General features: G+C 66.5%; 12 protein-coding genes. 5 read left to right on the forward strand and 7 right to left on the reverse strand.

The annotated features are described in order from the left end of the window. Positions 1-11: 11 nt before the first annotated feature. The 4 genes from QF040_RS22800 to ssb form a co-directional block, all read right to left on the reverse strand. Entirely contained in the window at positions 12-6266 is a 6255-nt protein-coding gene (locus QF040_RS22800) for an Ig-like domain-containing protein (protein ID WP_429612937.1), read from the reverse strand. A gap of 133 nt (positions 6267-6399) precedes the next feature. Continuing rightward, a complete protein-coding gene (locus QF040_RS22805) occupies positions 6400-11376 on the reverse strand; it encodes a beta strand repeat-containing protein (protein WP_429612938.1) in 4977 nt (1658 codons plus the stop codon). A gap of 7 nt (positions 11377-11383) precedes the next feature. Then, positions 11384-12049, reverse strand: a complete 666-nt coding sequence (locus tag QF040_RS22810) for a rhodanese-like domain-containing protein (RefSeq protein ID WP_429612939.1) — start codon at positions 12047-12049, stop codon at positions 11384-11386. A 1107-nt stretch (positions 12050-13156) separates the two neighbouring features. Further along, on the reverse strand, positions 13157-13720 hold the full coding sequence (ssb, locus tag QF040_RS22815; protein ID WP_429612940.1) for a single-stranded DNA-binding protein: 564 nt from the start codon (positions 13718-13720) through the stop codon (positions 13157-13159). A 172-nt stretch (positions 13721-13892) separates the two neighbouring features. On the opposite strand from ssb, the gene uvrA reads away from it, so the two are divergent. Further along, positions 13893-17009 carry an excinuclease ABC subunit UvrA gene (gene uvrA, locus QF040_RS22820; RefSeq protein WP_429612941.1) on the forward strand — a complete coding sequence of 1039 codons (3117 nt, stop codon included), beginning with the start codon at positions 13893-13895 and terminating at the stop codon, positions 17007-17009. Positions 17010-17018: 9 nt separating this feature from the next. After that, positions 17019-17912: a DMT family transporter gene (locus QF040_RS22825; RefSeq protein WP_429612942.1), complete on the forward strand. Its 894-nt coding sequence runs from the start codon at positions 17019-17021 to the stop codon at positions 17910-17912. Positions 17913-17925: 13 nt separating this feature from the next. Here the strand turns inward: QF040_RS22825 and QF040_RS22830 are convergent, their stop codons facing one another. The 3 genes from QF040_RS22830 to QF040_RS22840 are packed head-to-tail and all read right to left on the reverse strand — an operon-like array spanning position 17926 to position 21934. Next, positions 17926-18687, reverse strand: a complete 762-nt coding sequence (locus QF040_RS22830) for a GntR family transcriptional regulator (RefSeq protein ID WP_429612943.1) — start codon at positions 18685-18687, stop codon at positions 17926-17928. Between the two features lie 2 nt (positions 18688-18689). Next, positions 18690-20450: a glycerol-3-phosphate dehydrogenase/oxidase gene (locus tag QF040_RS22835; RefSeq protein ID WP_307604729.1), complete on the reverse strand. Its 1761-nt coding sequence runs from the start codon at positions 20448-20450 to the stop codon at positions 18690-18692. Then, positions 20447-21934, reverse strand: coding sequence for an FGGY family carbohydrate kinase (locus QF040_RS22840; RefSeq protein WP_429612944.1), 1488 nt, complete (start codon positions 21932-21934; stop codon positions 20447-20449). The genes QF040_RS22835 and QF040_RS22840 overlap by 4 nt, the downstream gene beginning before the upstream one ends. Positions 21935-22113: 179 nt before the next feature. Between QF040_RS22840 and QF040_RS22845 the strand changes: the two genes are divergently transcribed. From QF040_RS22845 to QF040_RS22855, 3 genes are read left to right on the forward strand one after another with little or no spacing between them, the layout of a single operon-like run. Beyond that, positions 22114-23160, forward strand: a complete 1047-nt coding sequence (locus QF040_RS22845; protein ID WP_429612945.1) for a substrate-binding domain-containing protein — start codon at positions 22114-22116, stop codon at positions 23158-23160. Next, positions 23157-24677: a sugar ABC transporter ATP-binding protein gene (locus tag QF040_RS22850; RefSeq protein WP_429612946.1), complete on the forward strand. Its 1521-nt coding sequence runs from the start codon at positions 23157-23159 to the stop codon at positions 24675-24677. Before QF040_RS22845 ends, QF040_RS22850 begins: the two co-directional genes overlap by 4 nt. Next, positions 24674-25708 carry an ABC transporter permease gene (locus QF040_RS22855; protein WP_429612947.1) on the forward strand — a complete coding sequence of 345 codons (1035 nt, stop codon included), beginning with the start codon at positions 24674-24676 and terminating at the stop codon, positions 25706-25708. Before QF040_RS22850 ends, QF040_RS22855 begins: the two co-directional genes overlap by 4 nt. Positions 25709-25710 lie beyond the last annotated feature (2 nt).

Genomic DNA, 25710 nt, shown 5'->3' on the forward strand with positions numbered 1-25710 from the left:
CCTGATCCCGCTCAACTGCACTGAGTCTTGCCACCTGGCACGGCCACGCACTTCTTGCCCGGCAGCGGCATGGACGTGCTGCCCCCGCCGATGCCGCCGAAGCCTCCTCCGCCCCAGCCACCGCCACCACCTCCGCCACCACCCCCGCCACTGCCCGGCGCAGGACACGTGCTGCTGGAGTTGTTGAACCAACTGGTGGACGTGGTGCCGTTGGACTGCTCCCCGTTCTTGCAGGTGAAGTCGTAGTTCACGCGCGTGGTGTTGCTGTAGCTGTAGCAACCGCCCCCGCTCGCATTGCCCGCGTTGGCCGGTGTGTCCAGCGACTGCAGGGCCACGACCCGGTACGGAATGGTCACGCGCTGCTTGGCCTGCAGCTCGGTGGGCACCTCGACCAGGAATTCGTAGCGGAAGTTCGCGTCGCTCGCGGGCAGCTGCTGCTTGACGCCATCGGCACGGATCAAGCCGTGGTTGGTGAGGGACAGCTCGCCGTAGAACACATCACCCGGGTTCATCTTGGGCAGGTTCACCGAGCTGGGCTGCATCACCACCACCGCCGCCGGCACATCGGTCTCGAAGGTCGCATCGATGGTGATCTCGTAGCGGTCCTGGATGGTGACCTCGCGCACGCTCCACTCCACCGTGATGAGGTTGTAGTTCAGGAAGATCGGCTGGGTGAGCGTCACGCCCGGCTTGATCTGCAGGCGCCCGGCCACCTCCTGGTGGTTGTTGGCGCGCGCACGGTACGTGTAGCGCCCGGCCGGGATGTCCTGGAAGTAGGCTTCGCCCAGCGCGTCGGTGGTCAGCTGCTGGCTCACGCTGGCAACGTCCTCGTTCTGCAGCGTGATGCTGGCGCCGGCCAGGCCCGGGATCAGGTGGCCCTGCTTGTCCAGCGTGGCGGTGTAGATGTCGCTCGCGCGGAACAGCGCGTTGCCCTTGCCGCTTTGCGTGATGCTCGCGTAGATGTTCAGGCTCTGCGCGGGCACGTTGGTGCCCTGCACGTTCAGGCGGAACTCGTACACGCCCTCCTGGAGGCCCGTGGGCGGCTTGAAGGCGATGTCCACGGTGCGCTTCTCGCCCACGGCCAGGTTGCCGTCGGCATTGCTCGAGAGGTTGACCCAGCCGGGCACGGCGCCGCCGTCGGCCTTGGTGAGCGTGAAGGCCAGGGCCAACGCTTCTTGCGTGCCCTTGTTCTGCACGGTCACGCTCTCGATCTGGTTGGCGCCTTGCGACATGCCCGTCTCGATCACGCTGGGCAGGCTCACCAGGTAGGCCTTGGCTTCGCTCAGCGCGTAGTTGATGCGCACCAGACCGATGGGCGCACCCGCGCCTTGCGGGCGCTCGTCGCTGTACACGCTCAGGATGACGCTGCCCGAGGCCAGCGCTTCGTTGGTGGCGCTGAAGACCACGGGGATGTTGACCTGCGCGCGCTCGCCGATGCTCGCCGGCGGGGGCAGTTGCAGGTTGATGCCCGCGGGCAGCTGGCCGGTGGGCTGGGCGCTGGCCTCCAGCACGAAGCGCATGTTGGTGGCGGTGGTGCCGGCGCCCGAGCGTGCGATGAAGGGCACGGGGTAGCTGTAGTTGCGCGGCACGTCGACCTTGAACGGCGTGGGCCCGAAGGTCACGCGGTTGATGGTGAAGCTGCGCTGCTCGGGCCGGTCGGTCAGGTCCGGATGGATGGCGCTGATCTTGTAGAGGCCGGCGTCCGTCGCCGTGGGCTGGAAGGTGTAGGTGAAGGCACCGCTCGCATCGGTGAGCACGCTGAAGACGCGCTCGAAGCCCTGCTGGTTGAACACGAGCTTCAAACGCGTGCTGGGCAGTGCCTGATTACTTCCACGTGCCAGCGCACGGCCGGTGATGACGATGTCCTGGTCGCCGAAGGAACTGAGCGGCGTGACGTTGGTGATCTCGCCCACGTAGGCGGTGTCCATGAGGGAGACGGCCTTCTCGCTGCCGCGTCCGGCGATGAGGACCTGGTCGTCCTGGCCGCTGTGATAGCGCATCTTGTCCACTTCCAGCTTGACGCGGATGCTGTTGGGGCTGGAGCCGGGGACGGCCAGCTCGAACTGGTCGGAGGTGTAGCTGGCGCCGGCCGGGATGCGCGCGACGGTCTGGCCGTTGGTGAGGGTGACGACGTTGGCGCCCACGGCCTGCTTGTAGGGCTGGGTGGCCAGCACGTTGCCGTCGGCATCCAGGATCTTGAAGCGCAGCTCGCTCGAAGGATTGCTGCCGCCGGCGGTGGCGGTGAGGAACTCGACCTCGACCTCGGAGGTGTTCTCGATGGTCAGGCGCACCTTGCCGGTGGCTCCGCGGGTGAACTCGCCGGTGGACATGCCCACGACGAGGGCGCTGTCGCCCACGTCCAGGGTCTGGTTGCGTGCGATCTTGAAGCTCTCGCCTTCGTTGGGGCTGCTCTCCAGGCCGACCTGGGCCTGGGCCTGGCCGGGCAGGTCGGCATAGCCGCCGACGACGACGCTGACCAGTTGGGTCTGGTTGCTGCCCAGGTCGAAGGGCTCGGACTTGTGGTCGGCGAACTGGGTGGCTTCGCGGTTGATGGGCAGGCGCACGACCACGCGGGCGTTGGTGACGGCGCTGGCGGAGGTGTTGACGACCTGGGCCTGCACCTTGTTCATGACGCCGCGCTTGAGCGGAAGGCCCGAGACGATCTGGGTGCTGACGGCCGGCAAGCTCAGGCTGCGGCCGATCTCCTGGCCGGAGCCGTCGACGCTGGCCACGGTGTAGCGGCGCTCGCCGCCGGAGAAGCCGCTGTCGCTGAAGGTGGTGGCGGTGATGGGGCTGGGCGTGAGCTTGGTGCGCGTGGCGTCGGGGCCGACGTACACGTTGTAGCCCGCAAGACTGCCGTTGGGTGCCTGCCAGGAGATGGCGGGCAGGGTGTTGCCGATCTGCTCGATGCGCAGGTTGACCACGGGCAGCAAGCTCGCGTTGAGGTAGGCCGAGTTGGAGACGGCCGATTCGTTGCCGGCGGCATCGACGGCGGTGACGACGTAGGCACCCTGGCTGGGCGAGGGCTGCGGGTCGTAGGTGATGGGGTTCTTCACGCGCGTCTTGAGCGGTGTGAGGCCGGCCACGCTGGTGATGCTGGTGCCGCTGGCGCGGTAGAGGTTGTAGTAGTCCACGGTGCTGGCGACGGGGGCCTGCCAGGTGGCCTTGATGCCTTGGCCGGTGAGCAGCAGCGCGAGGTTCTGCGGTGCGCCGGGGGCGTTGGCAACGGTGGTCACGTCCACCGTTGCGCTCTGGCTGGAGACGGTCTCTTCGTCGTTGGACTTGCGGATGGAGGCAACGGCGTAGGTGTAGCGGCCGTCGGCCGGGGTCTGGTCGACGTAGGTAGCGCCGGCAGCGCGTGCGAGTGCAACCAGTGCCGCGTCGCTGGGGCCCTTGCGGTAGACCTGGTAGGCGAAGGCTTCGTCCACGGCCTGCCAGGTGAGCGAGGCCTTGCCGCCGGGCAGGGCCTGGCCGGTGAGCAGCAGCGGTGCGCCGGCAGGCGGCAGGTTGCCCTGGTAGACCTGGAAGCGGTTGGCCGCGCTCACGCGGGTGGAGACGTTGTCCAGGTCGTCCTGCGCCTGGCTACTGAAGCTCAGGATCTCGGGGGCGGACAGGCCTGCGTCGTTGGGCAGCACGAAGCTGGCCTTCCAGGTGGTGGCATCGACAGCAGTGAGGCCGGCGATCGGCGTGGCCTGGCGTGCGGGGCCGGACAAGAGGTACTTGACCTGGGGCGCGGCGCCGGGCTTGGGGGCCTTGCTGAAGACGAAGGTGGCCTGCACGGTGGTTGCCGAACCGGCCTTGATGGGGGCGCCGGGGTTCAGCGTGATGGAGGACAGGGCCGGGCCTTCGGTATCGATCTTGAGCGTGGCGCCGCCACCGATCTCGGTGCCGCGGTTGCCCACCATGTCTCGCGCGGAGAACAGCGCGTTGGCCGTGCCCGAGGGGGTGTTGGCGTCCACGAAGAAGGCGCCCGTGTAGTTGGTCGCGCTGGCCTTGGTCAGCTCCAGCACGATCGGCGCGCCGCCTGCAGGGACCACCGCCAAGTAAGGCGCTGTCTGCAGCTCTTCGCTTACCGTCAGCTGCACGTTCACCTTGCCCTGGCCTATGCGGCCGGACACAGCGTCCACCTTGCCCAGCGGTTGGTACACCACCGACACAGCCTTGGGCAATGTCCCGTCCGCCAATACCTGCACCTGATCGGTGGGCACGGAGGGCGTGAAGACGGAGTTGACCGCCACCAGCCGGTAGAACCACGCGCCGTCGGGCTTGGGCAGGTCTTCGTAGACGGTGCCGGTGATCGGCGATGTGTTCGCCTTGGCGGCCGCGCCGATGTCGGCGAATGCGCTGCGCGAACGATAGAGGTCGTAGCCGATGGCGTTCGGATCGGTGGAGCGGGTCCACGTCAGCCGGACCTTGCCGTCGACCAGTGCGGCCGCCGCGAGGTTGCTCGGGCTGGAGGGCACGGTGGCATCAAGCGTGACCGACACCGCGGCCGACGGCGCGCTCTGGCCGTAGGTATCGCTGGCGATCGCCTGCACCTGGTTGCCGCCGGAAACGAGCGTGACCGCACCGCTGAATGCGCCGTTGCTGGTGGTCAACAACGGGCCGGATGGCTGGCCATTGACCAGCAGCTGCACGCTGCTTCCGGCGGCAGAGGTGCCGGTCACAGGCAAGGTGGCGGTGCGCGTGGTCAGCCCGGTTTTCGGGCTGGTGATGACAGGCGCGTTGGGCGCCGCATGCGCAACGGTGATCTGGTAGCTGGCGGTGCTGACGTTGTTCAGCGAGTCGACCGCGCGCCATGCGAGTGCGTGGCTGCCGTTGGCAACGCCGGCGATGCTGAACGGCGCGCTGTACTGCCCGCCGGAGCCCGTCGGGGTGGCGACGGTCTGGCCGTCGAGCAGCAGCTCGACGCGCGCCACGCCGCTGCGGTCCGTCACTTCGGCGGCGGTGACCGCATCGCGGGTCAGCGTGGCGCCGTTGGCCAGTGCCACGCCGTCGAGCCGCACGTTGACGATGGCGGGGCCGGCGGTGTCGGGTGCCGGCGGTGTTCTGGACACCGTGGCCACGCGCGATTGCTCGCTGCTGCGGCCGGCCTCGTCGGTGGCCACCACGCGCAATGTGTGGTCGCCGTTGGCGCTGTTGTCGGTGTTCCACGCGTAGCTGTAGCTGCCCGACGGAGAGATCGTCGTCTGCGTGGAAACCACCTGGCCGTCGAGATAGAACACGACCTTGACCAGGCCGCCCGCATCGGTGGCCGTGGCCTCGACCGTGATCGGCTGCGCGAGCACGCTGCCGGCCGCGGGGTTGTTGATGCTGACCACCGGCGCCGCGCTGTCGATGAGCACGGTCGCTGTGTTGGTGGCCGCGGGATTGATGAGGTTGGCCGACACCACGGTGCCTGCGGCGTTGCGGAACTGCACGCCGATGGTCTTGCGGCCATCGCCCGCCGAGGCGGCGTAGTCGATGACGGCCTTGCCGCCTGTCAGTGGCACGAAGGTCGCCGCCGCGAACTCGCCGTTCTCGGCGATGCGGTACTCCGTGGCGTTCACGCACGCGAGTTCGAGCTGCAGCGTGTTGGTCGTGTAGAACGCCGCCGGCGCTACAAGTCGGACGCTCGGACTGATCAGCGGTGCCTGGGCCAGATAGCTGCTGTAGTTGACGCCCGTCGATACGGCATCGCCCTGCCCTTGCGGATTGCCCGCGGCATCGCGCGGACCACTCGCGTGGCCCCACCAGTTGCCCGTTGCCTGGATGACAGTGGCCGGGTTCGCGTTCGTGATCGCAGAGCCGGTGTTCTGCGAGAACTGCGTGCTCGTGACGTTCGGCAAGCTGCCGCCGAGCGCTTCGATGCCGATGCCGTTGCGCAGGAAACTGGAGCCGGTGATGGCGGGTTTGGCGCCATCGAGCAGGCGCAGGCCGACGGTGTTGTCGGTCAGCTGCATGAACTGCAGCGCCGGGCTTGCGCTGCGCACAGACAGGCCGGCGCCATAGCGCAGGGAAAGGCCGTTCAACGCCGGCTGGCCGAAGGCGGTCGATGTCTTCTCGATGCTGAGGCCGCGCCAGTTGCCGGCAGCAGGCGTGCCCGCGGTGGGATTCGTCTGGCCGGCGGCCGTGTCGTCGTTGACGCTGGTGAGCGTGACGGCGGCACCTGCGCGCAGCCTGTCGCGCACGACCAGTTGGGCATCTGCGCCGAACTTGACGACGACGCCTTCGTCGAGGATGAGCTCGGCGGCGTGGGCTGTGCCGATCAATGTCGGGGCCAGCATGGACAAGGCCACCACCGACGCGATCGCCTGCCGCCACCGGCTGGAAACTGCACCCGCACGCGGCGAGTTGGAATGATGCGACGTGGGCAACACTGGCGTTTGGTTCAAGAGAGCAAGAGTCATCGCAGTTGTCTCAAGGACTGACAGTGATCACGCCCGATGTGGCGCTGGACAATTCCGCACCGCTGGCGGTCAGGGTGGTGGTTCCGGGACCGACGCCCGTCATGTTCACCGTGGCGGACGAGGTGTTGCCGATGGCAAACGAAACCGTCGGCGGCACCGTTGCCACACCGGGGGCGCTGCTCGTCAGATTGGCGGTGAACGGAACTGCTGTCGTCTGGCTGCCGGAATAAGAAGCGCCTGGTGAGGTCAGGTAGAGCGAGAAGCCATACTGCGCGCCCACCCGCACGTTGCCCGGTCCGCTGAAATTCAGCTGTGGCTGCACCACGCTGACCGCGAGATCCTGGGTTGCGCTGTAGCCCACGGCATTGGCCACCACGGTGGTGTTGCCCACGCCCATACCTGTGATGGAGACGTACGCCTCGCTGGCGCCTGCTGGGATCGTGACAGTGGCCGGCACGGTGCAAATCGCCGTGGAACTGCAGCTGAGATTCACCGTCACTGCTTCGACGCCGTTGAAGACGGTGCCGTTGACCGCACGGCGCACGCGCACTTCGGAGGCGTAGGTCTTCAGGCCCTTGCCCACGATCACGCTGCCGACATTGAACTGCAGCTGCGGCGCGCTCACGGTAGTCACGCCCGAGGTGCCGCTGGCCACGCCCGCCGCACTGGCCTGTACCTTGTAGCTGCCCGCATTCGCCGGCGTGCCGACGTACGCCGTTTCGCTGGTGACGTTGTCCTTGCGCAGAATGAGCTGGGTCACTGCAGTCCCACCGGTCAGCGCGCTGTAGAAACCATTGACGATGCCCGCAGGCGTGCCTTCGACGATGCCCAGGCTGATCGGCAGATCGGCCGCCGCCGTCTGGCTGCCCGAATAGTTGGCACCCGGTGTCGTGACATAGACCGTGAAGTCATCGCGTGCGCTGGCCGGACTGCGATTGGTGTCCAGCGACTGGATGTTGAACACCGGGGTCGCCACGGTGGTCGCCAGCTTGGTCGCCGGCGCTGTGTAGCCCGTTGCCGTCGCGTCGATAGCCACCGGCGTACCACCTGTCAGGTCCACACCCGTGATGTAGAAGTACACCTCGCTGCCACCTGCCGGGATCGTCACTGTCGCGGGAACGCTCGCCTTGCTCGCATCGCTGCTTGCGAGGTTCACCGTCACTGCCTCCGTCCCGTTGAAGACGGTGCCGTTGACCGCGCGCCGCACGCGCGCTTCGTAGTAGTAGGTCTTCAGCCCCTTGCCCACGATCACGCTGCTGATATTGAATTGCAGCTGCGGCGCACTCACGGTGATCACGCCCGAGGTATTGCTGGACACTCCCGCCGCACTGACCTGCACCTTGTAGCTGCCCGCAGCAGTCGGTGTCCCGACGTACGCTGTTTCGCTGGTGACGTTGTCCTTGCGCAGAACGAGCTGGGTCACTGCAGTACCGCCGGTCGTCGCGCTGTAGAAGCCATCGACGATGCCCGCAGGCGTGCCTTCGACGATGCCCAGGCTGATCGGCAGATCGGCCGCCGCCGTCTGGCTGCCCGAATAGTTGGCACCCGGTGTCGTGACATAGACCGTGAAGTCATCGCGTGCGCTGGACGGACTGCGATTGGCATCCAGGGACTGGATGTTGAACACCGGTGCCGCCACGGTGGTCGCCAGCTTGGTCGCCGGCGCTGTGTAGCCCGTTGCCGTCGCGTCGATGGTCACGGGCGTACCGCCCGTCAGGTCCACACCCGTGATGTAGAAGTACACCTCGCTGCCACCTGCCGGGATCGTCACCGCCGCGGGAACGCTCGCCTTGCTCGCATCGCTGCTCGTGAGGTTCACCGTCACCGCCTCCGCCCCATTGAAGACAGTGCCGTTGACCGCGCGCCGCACGCGCGCTTCGTAGTAGTAGGTCTTCAGCCCCTTGCCCACGATCACGCTGCTGACATTGAACTGCAACTGCGGCGCGCTCACGGTGGTCACGCCCGAAGTGCCGCTGGCCACGCCCGCCGCACTGGCTTGCACCTTGTAGCTGCCCGCAACGGTCGGTGTGCCGACGTACGCTGTTTCGCTGGTGGTGTTGTCCTTGCGCAGAACGAGTTGAGTCACTGCAGTCCCGCCGGTCGTCGCGCTGTAGAAGCCATCGACGATGCCCGCAGGCGTGCCTTCGACGATGCCCAGGCTGATCAGCAGATCGGCCGCGGCCGTCTGACTGCCCGAGTAGTTGGCGCCCGGTGTCGTGACATAGACCGTGAAGTCATCGCGTGCGCTGGACGGACTGCGGTTGGCATCCAGCGACTGGATGTTGAACACCGGTGTCGCCACGGTGGTCGCCAGCTTGGTCGCCGGCGCTGTGTAGCCCGTTGCCGTCGCGTCGATGGTCACGGGCGTACCGCTCGTCAGGTCCACACCCGTGATGTAGAAGTACGCCTCGCTGCTGCCCGCAGGGATCGTCACCGCCGCGGGGACGCTCGCCTTGCTCGCATTGCTGCTCGTGAGGCTCACTGTCACTGCCTCCGCCGGAGCATAGGCGGCGCCATCCGTGCGGCGCAGGATGCGGGCTTCGTAGTAGTAGGTCTTCAGTGCCTTGCCCACAGTCACTGCGGCAACATTGAACGCCAGTGCCGGTTTGTCCGTCACCGTCACAGGTACGCTCGCCGCCGTCAGCCCGGGTGCGCCGGCCGACAGCGTGGTGGCGCCCTTGGTCACGCCCGTCACACCGATGGTCACCAGCCCGCCTGAGGTCTGTCCCTCGGCGATCGTCACGGTAGAGGGCGACACGGTCGCCTTGCCGGCATCGGCGGTGCTCAACGTCACCACAACGCCACCGACAGGTGCCGGTCGCGACAGGTTCACCGTGTAGTTTTTGGTGATCTCCGCCGGCAGCGAGATTCCTGTCACGGCCGGGCTGCCCACGCTGATCGTCACGGCCTCCACGGTCACGGGCAGGCTCGCCGCCTGGTAACCACTGGCAGATGCCGTCACGGTCGCGGTCCCCGCGGCCACGCCGGTCAGCGTGAAATTGATGTTGGTCTGGCCTTCGGGCACGTTGAGCGATGCAGGCACCGACACGGTGGCGGGGGCACTGCTGACCAGTTGCACAACCAGGCCGCCTGCGGGCGCCGGATCCGACAAGGTCAAGGGAACCGAGCGCGCGAGGCCCGGCGCCACCAGCGCGCCTGCCGGCAGGTTGAGCGAGGTCGGGCGAACGGTCACCGTCGCCTGGCCACTCACATAGTCGGTTGCCTGGGCCGTGATACTGGCCGCCCCCACGGCCACGGTCGTGACCTGGGTCGTGGCGGCGCTGCTGCCTGCTGCAATCGTCACCGACGCCGGCACGGTGGCCGCCGCAGCGTTGCTGCTGGCCAAGGCGACCTCGAGGCCACCCGCTGGCGCCGGCGCGCTCGACTGGACGGTCAGATCGACGGCCCGGCCCACGCCCAAAGTCAACACGGATGGCGCCAGGGTCAGGCTCGGCGGCGTGATCACGGTGACCTGAGCCTGGCCGCTGATCAGACCCGAGCGGCTGGCCGTGATGGTGGTGCTTCCGAGTTCGCTCGCGCCCACCTGGAATGCGGCGGTAGTTTGCCCGGCCGGGATCGTGACCATCGCGGGGACCGAAGCCACCGTGGGCACGCTCGACACCAAGGTCACGGCAGTACCGCCTGTTGCTGCCGCATAGGGCAGGCTGAGGTTCATGGTCTTGCTGCCACCCTTGACGGCCGTGAGGCTCGACGGGCTCAGCACAAGCTGCGCCGGCGCAACCTGCAGAGGCAGTTCGTTGGACAGGAGCTCGGCACCGCCAGAGGTCGGGTTGGGCGTCCGCAGCCTCACGAGCAGACTGCTTGCCGCGGCCGGTGCAACGATGCTGGCTTTCAGCTGGCTCGCAGAGATGAATTGGGTAGTGACGGCGGCGCCGTTCACGAGCACGACCGACTGCGCGGTGAAATTGCGACCGGACAGCGTGACGTCCACGGTGCCCTGCCCCACATACAGCGTCGTCGGTGCGAGGCCGGTGAGGGCGGGTTGCGACTGCGCCACGGTGAGAGCGTTGGCCAGGCGCATTTCGCCGGCGTCCAGCAGCAGCGTCATGGCGCTGGAGCCGGGGATAGCGGCGCCATCGGCCGCGACCGTCACCTTCGCCTGTGTGTCGGTGCTGCCGGGAGCAACCTCGGCGGTGAGCCCGGCTTTGTCGAAACGCACGCTCGCGAGGCCCGCGAGGCGCGTGCCGGTCAGGGTGAGGGTGGCGCTTTCGCCCTGCTGGAGGGTATTGGGGGTGACGGCCGTGACAGTCGGCGTCGCGCCGACGGAAACCGCGCCTGTCGAGACGACATAGGGAATGCCGCGCAGACCCCACCTGACGTTGCCGACCACATCGCCGGCCGGCACGAGCACGCCGTTGAGTGTGTTGCCGCTGGCCTGATTGCCGACGCCACTCAGCGAAGCCGCGAGGTCCACCGAAATCGCCGGACCATTCTGATTGCGGACACTGACGTAGTTGAAAACCGGCGCAGAGCCATTGACCGTGAGCCCGCTGCCGTGATCAAAAAGAACGTTTTCGAGCTGTGTGCTGACAGTGCCAGGATTGAACGTCCATTGCTTCCAGTCGCCTGGCGCCGCGACTTGCCCGGAGCGCGTCTTGTCCGACAGCACCCGGATCGGTGTGGCTGCGGTTCCCAATGCCCGAATGGCCCCGGACTGGACCGTCAGGCTCGTGTCGGCCCCCATGTAAACCACGACGCCAGGGTCGACTGTGAGCACGGCACCGTTCTGCACAACAACGTCGCTGGTCACGAGATAAGGATTGCCCGATGTGGTCCATCGGGCGTTCACTGCAATCGCACCGGAGACTGCCGTTTGCGCCATTGCTGCGGGCGCGACGACGAGCAGGCAGGTCAATGCCAGCCAGAGCATGCGAAACCAAGCGAAAAACCGCGTCGATCCGCGGAGGTTCAACACGCAGGCGCTGAATGCGCTGCCCCTTGCCAAGAGTGCGAACGGTGCAGTCATGAAGATTTCAGCGATCTGTTGCGGCAGTCCATGCCGGGTACCCGCCCTTCAGGCTCGTCGCCAGCGGGTACCCGTGGTGGAACGAGGATTGCGCGATGGACGCTCCGATGCCGTCGCCACCGTCGACAAACACCAGCCAGCGCTGCTTGGAAAGCTTGGGCAACTCCGCCTCGACTTGGTGAGGCATCAACCGAAGCGCTTCCGGCATGAACGGTGCGACGGGTACCGCGGGATCGGATGTCGGACGCAGATCAACGATCTGGAGATCGGCGCCGTCTTTCAAGGCCTCCGAAAGCTGGCGCGGGGTCAGTTCCAATGCCTTTGCCGGGACCGGATCCAGGCTGAACTTCAGGCCCAGCCGCTTCCAATCGAGCGGGGTGCCGGTGAGGCGCTGACTGGCAAACTTGACCGCGTTCTGGTTCGCACCGGAAGCGGTGCTGCGGTCTTGAACCGCGCGCACCTGGGCAGCCCGGAATGAAGGACCTTGGGTGTAGTAAATGACCCGAGTCTGGGCGCCCCCACCGGCTTTGACGCCGCCAGGTTGCTCGGCATCCGCCAGGAGAAACGGCTGACTGGTACTCAGAAGGGCTTGGACGCCTTCTGGCGAGATTTCGATGGGAGTGGATGACGAACCGGGTTCCGCAGCCCATGCCACGGAAACGGTCGCGAGCATTGCAGCAAGCGCAAGACACAGCGAACGGTACGCCCGAGCACCACTGCTCGGCATTGCATTTGGCTTCACTTCCACTCCCTTTGAATTTTTTCTGCGCAAGCTGCTGCGAGAAATGCAGCAGGTGCATTTTTTATATCTGCCCGATGCCCAAGCTTTGTTGCGACATCGGCGAGAAATTCGGCTATCGAGGTTCTGCACCGATCAACACGGGCGCTGGGATCACAAAATTTCGAGCAAATCCCGGTCGCACCGAACGTCGTCTTCGGGCAAATCGGGGTGACACCATTCCTGAATCGAGATACCGAATCAGGCGCGGGAATCCAGCGCCGCACATGCAACAGGCTATTGCTCAAACTGCGTCCCTCACGCCAATGCTTATTAATTATGGGATTCGTTGTTAACCGAAACCTTACGAATACTAGCATTCGCTTACAGATGCTCGCGTACTGAACACAGCCTGACCAACAAAAATCCAACGACTACTAAAACTACCTGTTGACCCTAGTTATTAAATAAAAAGCATTAACTAAATTGACTGGGATTGAGCGCCACTGAAATTTTGGTAGTTGACTTTTGGTGAGAACTACGTTTTTGAGTCACTCCCGTAAGCAACACATTGACGTGCTGATGCAACGGATATGCGAGCCGGCAAGTCGCGTATTTCGCTTTTTTCTTTGAGAAATTCAGGCTTGAAACCTGGGACTAGAAATTCAATTCCTTATTTGCCTTTAACCCTTTAGTTTCACAAACAGCAATGTCCCGCTAAAAACGGGCATCGTTTCTGGAAAGAAAAATCTAAGCTCAGGCAATCCCACCAACATGCGCTTCGGTCAATTGAGTGCACGGTGTGGTTGCGCTATTTATTGAAGGCGCGGGCTGCCGCCACCTCGCACCATTGCTAGTTGCGTGGCGGCATCCTGGGCTATCGATCTCATGCGCTCATCGCGCAATCAGATGATTGGTGACCGAAGCCGTCGGACCACATGCCGCTATTTTTTTGCGCCTTCTTCCCGGGTGCTACTGGCGAGCAGTTGCCCAGAGATGCAAAAAGCCAGACACCTTGCAGTGTCTGGCTCTTGTTGGTGAAGCCGGAAAAGTCGGCTCTATTTAGAACGGGATGTCGTCATCCATGTCGTCGAAGCCCGTCGACGACTTGGCCGGCGCCTGGCGCGGTGCAGCCGAGGGTGCCCGGGGTGCCGCAGCCGGAGCGCGGGGAGCGTAACCACCGCCGCCGCCGCCACCACCATTGCCGCCCTGCGAGTAGCCGCCGCCACCTCCGCCGCCTTGCGAATACCCACCGTCGTCTTCCGGACCACCCGACGGGCCGCCCTGGCCCTGGCGGCTGCCCAGCATCTGCATCTGGTCAGCGCGGATTTCGGTGGTGTATTTCTCGATGCCGTCCTTGTCGGTCCACTTGCGCGTGCGCAGCGAGCCTTCGACATAGACCTGCGAGCCCTTGCGCAGGTACTGGCCGGCGATTTCGGCCAGGCGGCCGTTGAAGACGATGCGGTGCCATTCGGTGGCTTCGCGCATTTCGCCGCTTTGCTTGTCTTTCCAGCGATCGGTGGTGGCCACCGTGACGTTTGCGACCTGGTCGCCGCTCGGGAAGGTACGCATTTCGGGGTCGCGCCCCAGATTGCCGACGACGATGACTTTATTGACCGATGCCATATGCACTGCCCCTGATAAGTAGATGAAGGAGGAGGAGAAAGAGAACCGGGGATTGTGCCCGATGCCGGCCGGCGGGGCGCCACCGCCGGGCTCCTGGAACGCGCCGACCAGCGAAGCAGCCATGAAAGCGCCAGAAGCCGTCCATTGGCCATGAAATGCTGCTCGGACTATCATGTCCGGTTGCCCTCGGACGATCGCCCCCTTGAATTCCAAAGCCACTGAAGAACTCGCCGCCCAAGAGGAAAGCGCACGCGACGCGCAACTCGAACGCGACACCTACCTCGGCGCGGTGCTGGCGCAGCAGCGCATCAGCATCCGCGGTGCGCGCACCCACAACCTGAAGAACGTCGACCTGGACATTCCGCGCAACAAGCTGGTGGTGATCACCGGCCTGTCGGGCTCGGGCAAGTCGAGCCTGGCCTTCGACACGCTGTATGCCGAAGGGCAGCGGCGTTACGTGGAGAGCCTGTCGGCCTATGCGCGGCAGTTTTTGCAGTTGATGGACAAGCCGGACGTGGACGTCATCGAAGGCCTGTCGCCCGCGATCAGCATCGAGCAGAAGGCCACCAGCCACAACCCGCGCTCCACCGTGGGCACGGTGACCGAGATTCACGACTACCTGCGCCTGCTCTTCGCCCGCGCCGGCACGCCCTACTGCCCCGACCACCACCTGCCGCTGCAGGCTCAGACGGTCTCGCAGATGGTGGACGCCACGCTCGCCATTCCCGACGAGCCGCGCCTGTTGATCCTGGCGCCCGTGGCGCGCGAGAAGAAAGGCGAGTTCCTCGAACTCTTCGCCGAGATGCAGGCCGCCGGCTACGTGCGCTTCCGCGTCGACGGCCAGACGTACGAATACAACGACCTCCCCAAGCTCAAGAAGACCGAGAAACACGACATCGACGTCGTCATCGACCGCCTGCGCGCACGACCCGACATGCAGCAGCGCCTGGCCGAGAGCTTCGAGGCCGCGCTGCGCCTGGCCGAAGGCCGTGCGATTGCGCTCGAGCTGGGCGCTGAAGGGGTGGCCGACAAGGAACACCTGTTCAACGCCAAGTTCGCCTGCCCGATCTGCCACTACTCGCTGTCGGAGCTCGAGCCACGCCTCTTCTCGTTCAACTCGCCCGTGGGCGCGTGCCCGAGCTGCGACGGCCTCGGTCACCGCGAGGTGTTCGACCCGGCGCGCGTCGTCGCCTTCCCGTCGCTCTCGATCGCCAGCGGCGCCATCAAGGGCTGGGACCGCCGCAACGGCTATTACTTCAGCATGATCGAGAGCGTCGCGAAGCACTACAAGTTCGACGTCGATGCGCCCTTCGAGTCGCTGCCCGCCTCGGTGCAGCAGGTGCTGCTGAACGGCTCGGCGGCTGAAGAGATCAAGTTCAACTACACCACGGAATCGGGCAACTTCGCGGGCAAGAAGCTCACGAAGAAGCACCCCTTCGAGGGGATCATCCCCAACATGACGCGGCGCTACCGCGAGACCGATTCGGTGATGGTGCGCGAAGACCTCGCGCGCTTTCGCAACCTTCAGCCCTGCCCCGACTGCGGCGGTTCGCGCCTTCGACGCGAAGCCCGCAACGTGTTCCTGGTCGATGAATCGGCGCGCCCGGCCGACGGCGGCGAGCCGCCGCGCATGGCGATCTTCGAACTGAGCCACCTCACGCTGCGCGATTCGCTCGCCTGGTTCCAGACACTCAAGCTGCGCGGCGCCAAGGCCGACATCGCCGACAAGGTGGTGCGCGAGATCGGCCTGCGCCTGAAATTCCTCAACGACGTGGGCCTGAACTACCTGAGCCTGGACCGCAGCGCCGAGACGCTCTCGGGCGGCGAGGCACAGCGCATCCGCCTGGCCTCGCAGATCGGCTCGGGCCTCACGGGCGTGATGTACGTGCTCGACGAGCCCAGCATCGGCCTGCACCAGCGCGACAACGACCGGCTCATCGGCACGCTCAAGCACCTGCGCGACATCGGCAACAGCGTGATCGTGGTCGAGCACGACGAGGACATGATCCACGCCGCCGACCACGTGATCGACATGGGCCCCGGCGCCGGCGTGCACGGTGGGCGCGTGATGGCGCAGGGCACCTACGCCGAGGTGTCGGCCAACCCCGACTCGCTCACCGGCCAGTACCTGTCGGGCACGAAGAAGATCGAGGTGCCGAAGCACCGCACCGCGTGGCTGCCCGCTGTGAAGAAGCCGGCCTTCAACGAAGGCAAGAAGCCTTCGCGCTTTCCGCAGAGCCCCGCGGCCGAACGCCGTGCCGCGCGCGAAGCGGCGCACATCGCCTCGCAAACCGACCTGCAGGAAATCCGCGTCGTCGGCGCCACCGGCAACAACCTCAAGAACGTGAGCGTCGCCTTCCCGGTCGGCCTGCTGACGTGCGTGACCGGCGTCTCGGGCTCCGGCAAATCGACGCTGGTGAACGACACGCTCTACACCGCCGTCGCGCGCACGCTGTATCGCGCGCACGAAGAGCCCGCCGAGCACGAGTCGGTCGAGGGCATCGAGTATTTCGACAAGGTCATCAACGTCGACCAGAGCCCCATCGGCCGCACGCCGCGCAGCAACCCGGCCACCTACACGGGCCTCTTCACGCCGATCCGCGAGCTGATGGCCGAGACCAACACCGCGCGCGAGCGCGGCTACGGCCCGGGCCGCTTCAGCTTCAACGTGGCGGGCGGCCGCTGCGAGGCCTGCCAGGGCGACGGCGTGGTGAAGGTCGAGATGCACTTCCTGCCCGACGTGTACGTGCCTTGCGAGGTCTGCCACGGTCAGCGCTACAACCGCGAAACGCTCGAGGTCCAGTACAAGGGCAAGAACATCGCGCAGATCCTCGAGATGACGGTCGAGACCGCGCACGAGTTCCTGAAGGCCGTGCCGACCATCGAGCGCAAGCTGCGCACGCTGCTGGACGTGGGCCTCTCGTACATCAAGCTCGGCCAGTCGGCCACCACGCTCTCGGGCGGCGAGGCGCAGCGCGTGAAGCTTGCGCTGGAGCTGAGCAAGCGCGACACCGGCCGCACGCTCTACATCCTGGACGAACCGACCACCGGCCTGCACTTCGCCGACATCGAACTGCTGCTGAAGGTGCTGCACCAGCTGCGCGACGCGGGCAACACGATCGTTGTGATCGAGCACAACCTGGACGTCATCAAGACAGCCGACTGGCTCATCGACATGGGCCCCGAGGGCGGCGCGGGCGGCGGCACGGTGGTGGGCGAAGGCACGCCCGAGGACATCGCGGCGAACGAAGCGAGCCATACGGGGCGTTATCTCAAGCGTCTGCTGTAGACCTCACAGATGCCCTCCTTCACCCCGCGCCAGTTCGTCCTGCTCGTCCTCCTGACCCTCGCCTGGGGTTTCAACTGGCCGGTGATGAAACTGGGCGTGGCCGACTATCCGCCGCTCGCCTTTCGCGCGATCTCGATCTGGCTGGGCCTGCCCGTGCTGGGCCTCGCGCTGGTGTGGATGAAGGTGCCGTTCCGCGTGCCGCGCAGCGCCTGGCCCGAGCTGGTGTGGCTGGGCGCGACCAACATGTTCGTCTGGCACGCCTGCATCATCCTTGCGGTGAAGGCACTGTCGGGCGGGCGCGCGGCGATCCTGGGGTACACGATGCCAGTGTTCTCGGCGGTGATCGGCGCGGTGCTCTTCTCTGCCGTGCTCACACGGCGTTCATGGATCGGCGTGGGGGCGTGCGCGATCGGCGTGGGCCTCTTGCTGTGGCACGAACTCACCGACCTTGCGGGGCGGCCCGGCTACGTCGCGCTCGCGCTGGTGGCCGCGGCGACATGGGCACTGGGCACGCAGCTGCTGCGCCACACGCGAATCGGGCTGCCGACGCTCACGCTTTCGTTCTGGATGACCGCGATGACGGCCGTCGTGATGACGGTGCTCTCGTTCCTCTTCGAGCGCGACCCGTGGCGCTGGCCAGGCACGGTGACCTGGGGATCGATCCTCTACAACGCGGTGCTGATCTTCGGCTTCGCGCACGCGGCGTGGTTCTACCTCGCTCGCGGCCTGCCGCCGGTGGCTTCGACCCTGAGCGTGATGTTCATCCCCGTGCTCGGCGTGTTCAGCGGCGCGGTGTGGCTCGGTGAGGTCGTCCATTGGCAGGACTGGGTCGCGGTCGCACTGATGATGGTAGCGATCGCCTCGGTGCTCTGGCCCTCGCGCGGCAACGCCGCCAAGGCCTGACGGAGCAGAGAACTCAGGTCGTCGTCTGCACGTGCAGGCGGCTCGTCTTGCAGCGGTGCAGCGCGCGGTAGTGCTCCAGCGGCCGGCCGTTCGCGCCGTAGGCGATCGATTCGATGCGCAACAGCGGCTCGGGGTGCGGCAGGTCGAGCAGCTTGCAGGTTTCTGCATCGGGCAGCACTGCATCGATCCAGCGTTCAGCGCGCACCAGGCGCAGGCCATATTGGCGGCGGAGCACGTCGTAGAGCGAACGGTCGTCCAGCCGCGTGCGATGCAGCCCCGGCGTGAGGTCCGCGGGCACCACGGTCTCGACCAGGAGGCGCAGCTCGCCATCGACACTGCGAAGACGCTTGAGCGCAACGACCAGTGCATCGGGTTCCGTGAGCCCCAGCGACGCGGCTTCCTGCTCGGTGGGCGCGCGCAGTTCCTGCGTGAGGATCTGCGTGCGCACCGAGCGGCCCTTGCGCTCCATTTCGTCGGAGAAGCCCAGCACGGTCGAGACGAAATCCTCGTCGCGCTCCCGCGCCGACACGAAGGCGCCGCGGCCCTTGATCTTGTAGATGAGGTTGTTGCGCACCAGGTCGGCCAGGGCTTCCCGCACCACGATGCGCGAGATGCCGAACTGGTCGCCCAGCTCGGCTTCGGATGGCAGCTTGGCGCCGATGGGCAGCACGCCCTGCAGGATCTGCAGGCGGATCGCATCGCGGAACTGGGCCCACAGCGGGGACTCGGAGTTGCGGTCGAGCACGGTCGACAGGGTGTCGTTGGGACTGTTCACTTTTAGGACTGGCCGAGGGCGGAGCTGGCCATCAATGATGCATCGAAAGAAGGCGCCACGTCGGGCGCCACGGCCTGCAGGCGCACGTTGTGGTGCTCGCGCAGGGCGGTCGCGCAGGTGCGCAGCTCCTTGTGCGCGCGCGCCGCGTCCCAGCCCAGCGCCTCGGCCGCGATGCCCGAGATTTCCGCCAACGCGGCATCGGTGACGAGGCCACGAATCGCCAGCAGCGTGCGGCGGATCACGAGGTCGTCCAGGTGCACCACTCCGGTTTCCAGGCACAGGTACGAGAGTTCGGCGGCCGAATAGTCGGGCGCGTGTTGCAACGGCACGTCGCCCGAAGCGGCGAGGCGCTGCGCGAGCGGCAGCGCCTTCGAGCCGTAGCGCGCGAGCAGCGTCAGTGCACGCGCGCGGCCCATGCCCGAGGCCGTCATCTTCTCGATGAAGCGTTCGGTCGCGGCCGCATCGGCCGGCAGGTCCGCACCACCGCCGATGGGCAGCAGCTCGGTCGATGCGGTGCGCGAGCGCCCCAGAAGCTGCAGCACTTCGGTGGTCGCTTCCTCGGCGAGCGAGCGGAAGGTGGTCCACTTGCCGCCGACGAGGCCGACGATGGGAATGTCGCGCGTCGCGCTCGGCGGATCGACGACCACCGAGTGGTCGCGCGAGATCTGGCCCGGCTTGTCGGCATCGGAGCGCGCGAGCGGCCGCACGCCGACATAGGTGTAGACCACGTGGTCGCGGCCGAAGGCCATGTTGGGGAACACCTCGCGCAGCACGTCGATGAGGTAGTCGACCTCGGCGGGTTCGGTGACGATCTGGTCCGGGTCTTCGACCGGGATGTCGGTCGAGCCCACGAGCACACGGTCGAGGAACGGATAGACGATGCACACGCGCCCGTCCACCGCCTCGAAATACGCCATGCGGCCGTCGAGCGCATCGCGCAGCGCCGGATGGTCGAGCACGAGGTGCGAGCCCTTGGTGCCCATCACGCGCGGGCCGGCGCCGCCGAGCACGGCCGCGCTGCGGTCGAGCCATGCGCCGGTGGCGTTCACCACGGTGTCGGCGGTCACGCGCACCAATGCGCCGGTGAGTTCGTCGCGCAGCGTGAGGATGTTGCCCGCGCAGCCCATCACGCGGCAGTAGTTGGCGGCGGCCGAGCGCGGCTGGTCGCGGCAGGCGTCGCCGATGAGTTCGAGGATGAGCCATTCGGGATGGCTGATCCACGCATCGAAAAAGGTCGCGGTCCAGCGGATCGCCGCACGGAAGAGGCTGCGGTCGTTGGTCGGCACGCGGCTGATGCGGTGGCCCGGCATCACGCGCTGGCGGCGGCCGAGGATGTCATAGAGCCGCAGGCCCAGCGCCACCGCCAGCAGGCCGCGCGTGCGCTGCGGCGGCGTGCGGCCGAAGAACTTGAGCGCGCTGCTCATGAGGCCGCCGAAGAAGTTCGCGAGCGGCACCACGGTCTTGAGCGGACGCACGAGATGCGGAGCGTTGCGCAGCAGCAGGTTGCGCTCGCGCGTGGCCTCGGCCACCAGCGAGAAGCTGCCGTTCTCCAGGTAGCGCAGGCCGCCGTGGATCATGCGCGAGGGCGCGCTGCTGGCGCCGGCGCCGAAGTCGCCCTTGTCGACGATCAGGCAATCGACGCGCTGCAGCGACAGGTCGCGGAACACGCCGACGCCGTTGATGCCGGCACCGACGATCACGGTCGAAAAATGGCGATCTGCCAAGGAGGCTGGACGCACGAAAGGGAGTTGCCATGCGCTCATTGCGCACCGCCCGCGATGTGAGTGAATACAGGTGACATGCTGTCGATCAGTTCGTTGAAATCGGCGTTGAAATCCGCATGGGCGCGTGCGTCCCGTGCATCGGGTTCGATGAGGTCGCACGGCGCGAGCAGCGCACTGCCCTCGGCCGCGTCGTCCAGGCCCTGCGACATGGCGGCGTAGAGCGCGGCGCCGCGCGCGCCGGTCTCGTCGTCGGCGCACCGCTCGACCGGGCGGCCCAGGAAGGAGGCGAGCAGGCGCACGAGGCGCGCATCGCTCGCGCCGCCGCCCAGCACGGTCGATGCGGACACGGCGAGGCCGCCGGCCGCCAGGCGCGCCGTCTGGCGCACATGCAGCGCCGCCACGGCATCGACCACGGCGCGTGCCATGTCGGCCCGGGTGTGGTGGCTCTTGAGGCCGACGAAGCCGGCCGTCACGCCACCGCCGCCATTGATGAAGGGCGCGAAGCGCAGGCCGCTGGCGCCGAGCGGCACGGTCATCGCGAGGTCGACCACCGCGCGCGCATCGGGCAGCGCGAGCACGCCCGCGAGCCACGCGATGTTGGCCATCGAAGAGGGGCTGTTCTCCATATAGAGCCGCTCGTGCGTGCGGCCGAAATTCACGATGGAGGCGACGGCGGGCTTGGGCTCCATGACCGGGCCGATGACGGCGTTCACGCACCACGTGCCGAACACCTGCACCGCGCGGCCACGGCGTTCAGCGCAAATGGCGGTCATCGAGGCGAGCAGGTCGATGGCGCCCATCGCGACCGGAATACCGGCGGGCAGGCCGCACAGCGCCGCCTCCGAGGCGCGCAGTTTTCCGAGCACGGTGCCGCTCGGCAGGATCGGGCCGAAGTTGTGCGCGCCCAGGTCCGTGAGGCCCGAAGCCTCGAAGGCGATCTGCGACCAGCCGCCGGTGGCGAGCGACACCAGGCCGGCGGTGCTCGCATCGCTGGCGTCGGTGGCGATTTCGCCGGTCAGCAGGAAGCCGAGGTAGTCCTTCGCGAACAGCAGGCGGCGCAGCTCGCCGCGCTGCACGGCATCGGCGCCCAGCAGCTCGGCGGCGATCACCGTCGGCTGGCCGGGCCAGGGGCCGCAGCCCACATCTTCGAAGAGCCGCGAGCCCTGGCTTTTGGCCAATGTCCGTGCGCGGGCATCGGCGCGCTGGTCGGTAGAGGCGACGGCGCGGCCGCCGACCAGTTCGTTGTTCGCATCGAGCGCGTAGAGGCCGGCGCCGTGGCCGGTGCAGGCCATGGCGCGGACCTCGGCGGCACGCGGCCCGAGCTGGTGGGCCACGTCGCGCAGCACGTGGGTGAGCGCGGCGCGGATGGCCGTGGCTTGCACTTCGCAGCCGCCGCCGGCGAGCCGGTCGTGCGGCAAAGGCATGCGGGACAGGGCAACGGCTCGGCCGCTTCCGGCTTCGAGCGCCAGGGCTTTCAGGCTGCTCGAGCCCATGTCCACGCCGATCAGTATGTTTGGCATCATGTCATAACAGCTTCGGCGGAAAAAAAGCCCATCACCAGTAGCGTTTCCCCTAGTACTCGGGGCAATCGGGCCGGGATTACATTCTAGCCTGTCATAACAACCGATGTGACACCGAGGTCCCGAAGACCTGCCCGAAAAGCAGGTCGCAAGCTCTGCCAGTCAACGTGAGGAGACAAAGAATGAGGCGTAATTTCCTGAAGTCCGCAGCCGCTGCCGGTATCGGCCTGGCCGGTGCGAGCGCGTTCGCGCAACAGCAAGCAGCTGCCCCCGCTGCAGGCGCGGGCCTGCGCGGCAATGCCAGCGACGTCTACGTGATGAACGTGATGGTCTCCGGCGTGGAGTACTGGTTTCCGGTCTACGAAATGATGAAGCAGCTCGGCCGCACGCTGGGCGTGAAGACGCGCTACACCGGCACGCCCGAGTACGACGTGAACAAGCAGCTCGCGTCGTTCGAGCAGGAACTGGCGCGCAAGCCCGCGGGCATCCTGCTGCATCCGATGAACCCCGATCCGTTCATCGAGCCGATCAACCGTGCGGCGGCGATGGGCATCCCGGTCGTCACCTTCGCGGCCGATTCGCCGAATTCGAAGCGCACCTCGTTCGTCACTTCCGACAACGACCGCGAAGGCACGCAGGCGGCCGACGCGATTGCCGCCTCGCTCAACGGCAAGGGCGAATACGCCGTGCTGGAGAACCCGGGCCAGGACAACCACGACCGCCGCATCTCGGCCTTCGTGAACCGCATGAAGACCAAGCACACGGGCATGAAGCTGGTCGGCCGCGCCGCCAGCAACCAGGACCCGAACAAGGCCTACCAGGCGGTGCTGAGTCTTGCGCAAGCCAACCCGAACCTGGGCGCGCTCTTCATGCCCGAGGCCAACTCGGCGCTCGGCGCGGCGCAGGCCAAGGTCGAGACCAAGAAGAACATCAAGGTGATGTGCTGCGACGTGAACGCCAAGATCCTGGACATGATCAAGTCCGGCGACGTGTTCGGTGCCATCAACCCGAACCAGGGCATGCAGGGCTACATGGGCATGATGATGTTGTTCCTGGCCAAGAACCCCTCGCTCATCGACCCGATGAACGACGCCAAGCGCAACGGCACGAACCCGATGGCCGTGCCCTTCCTGGACAACGGCCTGGCCGTGGTGAGCAAGGCCAACGCCGACGACTTCTACTGGGACAAGTACCTCGCGCGCCGCGGCACCAAGGGAATTGGCGAGTGAGCGCCTTGCTCGAACTGAAGGGAATCAGCAAGCGCTTCGGCGCTTCGCGCGCGCTCTCGGGCGTGGACTTCTCGCTGCATGCGGGCGAGATCCACGCCCTGTGCGGCGAGAACGGCGCGGGGAAGTCGACGTTGATGAACATCATCGACGGCATCCACCGCCCCGACGAGGGAGAGATCCTGCTGAACGGCCAGAAGGTCGTGATCGACGGACCGGCGCACGCGATGCGCCTGGGCATCGGCCTGGTGCACCAGGAGATCGCGCTGTGCGCCGATGCGACCGTCGCCGAGAACATCTTCATGCCGGAGATCAACGCCGGCAAGGCGGCGTGGATGAACTACGCCAGCTTCAACGAACGCGCGGCCAAGGTGCTGCGCCGGCTCGGGCAGGACATCGACCCCGCCACGCCGGTGGGCGACCTCAGCATCTCCAGCCAGCAGCTGGTGGAGATCGCCAAGGCGCTCACGCTCGACTGCAAGGTGCTGATCCTCGACGAGCCCACGGCCGCGCTGACCGACAACGAGTCGGCGGCGCTGTTCCGCGTGCTGCACGACCTGAAGGCGCAGGGCATCGGCATCATCTACATCAGCCATCGCATGGCGGAAATCTTCACGCACTGCGACCGCGTCACGGTGCTGCGCGACGGGCGCAATGTTCACTGCGGACCGCTGGCTGGGTCGACGCCCGATGAGCTGGTGCGCCGCATGGTCGGGCGCGATCTCGGCAACTACTACCCGCCGAAGCAATCCGCGTCCCCAACTTCGGAATCCTCCGGCCCCGTGCTCGAAGTGAACGACATCGCCGATGGCGAGCGCGTGCACGGCGTCTCGTTTGCGCTCCAGCGCGGCGAGATCCTCGGCATCGCGGGCCTCATGGGCGCCGGCCGCAGCGAACTCGCCGAAACCATCTGCGGCCTGCGCATCGCCAAGCGCGGCGCAGTACGTTTGAACGGCAAGACGCTCACCATCCGCAAGTACAGCGACGCGCTGCGCGCCGGCATCGCCTACCTCAGCGAAGACCGCAAGGCGGCCGGTGTGTTCCTCGACCTGCCGATCGCACAGAACGTGTCGTCGATGGCACTCGGCCGCGTGAGCTCGGCCTGGGGCCTCCTGCAGCGCTCGGCCGAGCACAAGCTCGCGAAGACGCTCGGCGCCAGGCTGAACCTGAAATCCGACGGCGTCGCCATCGAGGTCTCCAGCCTCTCGGGCGGCAACCAGCAGAAGGTGGCCATCGCCAAGCTCTTGGCCACCAACCCGTCGGTGCTGCTGATGGACGAGCCCACGCGCGGCGTCGACGTGGGCGCGAAGTCGGAGATCCACCACATCCTGCGCGAGCTCGCGAACCAGGGCGTGGGCGTGATCGTGATCTCGTCGGAGCTGCCCGAAATCATCGGCCTCTGCGACCGGGCCCTGGTGATCCGCGACGGCCAGGTCGCGGGCGAACTTGAAGCTAACGAAATGACGGAAGAGGCCCTGCTGCGGCTGGCTTCCGGACTCTGCGAACAGGAAACAGCATGAACTACCCGGCACAACTCGATGCGGGCCTTCCTCCTCGGAATTCTGGGCAATCTGGCCAATTAGGAGGCGACCCCGTGAAGCCCGCCAACAAACTCACAAGCATGCGCGAAGCAGGGCTGCTGCTGATCATTGCGGTGCTGTGCATCGCGATGAGCTTCGCGTCACCCTACTTCCTCACCTGGGACAACGTGCGCGCGATGCTGTTGTCCTTCTCCATCGAAGGCATCGTGGTGGTGGGCATGACGATCCTCTTGATCGTCGGCGGCATCGACCTCTCGGTGGGCTCGGTGGTGTGCTTCGCGATGGTGGTGACGGGCAAGCTCTTCCTGATGGGCGTGGACCCGTGGCTGGCGAGCCTGGTGGCCATCGGCATGTGCGGGCTCATCGGCGCCATGATCGGCGGCTGCGTCACGCGCATCGGCCTCAATCACTTCATTGCCTCGCTGGCGTTCATGGTGATCGTGCGGGGCCTCTGCCTCGCGCTCACGCAGGGCACGCCGCAGTCGCTGTTCTCGCTGCCGGCGGAGTTCAAGTTCATCGGGCAGGGCACGCTCTTCGGTGTGCCGGCGGTCATCCTGATCTTCCTGGCGATCGTGGTGGTGAGCGACTTCGTGCTGCGCCGCTCGACGCTCCTGCGCCGCGTGTTCTACACGGGCAGCAACGAGAAGGCGGCGCTCTATTCGGGCATTCGCGTGGGCCGCGTGAAGTTCTGGGTCACGGTGCTGTGCTCCGCTTCGGCGGGCCTGGCCGGCGTGATCTACACGGCGCGCTTCGGCGCCGCCACGCCGACCTTCGGCATGGGCATGGAACTCAACGTGATCGCCGCAGCGGTGATCGGCGGCGCCAGCCTCAAGGGCGGCTCGGGCACGGTGCTGGGCGCGGTGCTCGGCCTGGCGCTCCTCTCGGTGGTGACCAGCTCGCTGATCCTGCTGGACGTATCGCCGTATTGGCAGGACGTGATCAAGGGCTTGATCCTGCTCGCGGCCGTGACCATCGACCACATCATGAACACCAGAAAGAAGACGCGATGAAG

It is taken from the genome of Variovorax sp. W2I14 (assembly GCF_050435205.1).
GTDB classification, from domain to species: domain Bacteria; phylum Pseudomonadota; class Gammaproteobacteria; order Burkholderiales; family Burkholderiaceae_C; genus Variovorax; species Variovorax paradoxus_C.

Coding starts and splice junctions, on each gene's coding strand:
- QF040_RS22800 (WP_429612937.1), bottom strand. CDS start 6,266: ATGCTGGCCCCGACATTGATCGGCACAGCCCACGCCGCCGAGCTCATC.
- QF040_RS22805 (WP_429612938.1), bottom strand. CDS start 11,376: ATGACTGCACCGTTCGCACTCTTGGCAAGGGGCAGCGCATTCAGCGCC.
- QF040_RS22810 (WP_429612939.1), bottom strand. CDS start 12,049: ATGCTCGCGACCGTTTCCGTGGCATGGGCTGCGGAACCCGGTTCGTCA.
- ssb (WP_429612940.1), bottom strand. CDS start 13,720: ATGGCATCGGTCAATAAAGTCATCGTCGTCGGCAATCTGGGGCGCGAC.
- uvrA (WP_429612941.1), top strand. CDS start 13,893: ATGTCCGGTTGCCCTCGGACGATCGCCCCCTTGAATTCCAAAGCCACT.
- QF040_RS22825 (WP_429612942.1), top strand. CDS start 17,019: ATGCCCTCCTTCACCCCGCGCCAGTTCGTCCTGCTCGTCCTCCTGACC.
- QF040_RS22835 (WP_307604729.1), bottom strand. CDS start 20,450: ATGAGCGCATGGCAACTCCCTTTCGTGCGTCCAGCCTCCTTGGCAGAT.
- QF040_RS22840 (WP_429612944.1), bottom strand. CDS start 21,934: ATGATGCCAAACATACTGATCGGCGTGGACATGGGCTCGAGCAGCCTG.
- QF040_RS22845 (WP_429612945.1), top strand. CDS start 22,114: ATGAGGCGTAATTTCCTGAAGTCCGCAGCCGCTGCCGGTATCGGCCTG.
- QF040_RS22855 (WP_429612947.1), top strand. CDS start 24,674: ATGAACTACCCGGCACAACTCGATGCGGGCCTTCCTCCTCGGAATTCT.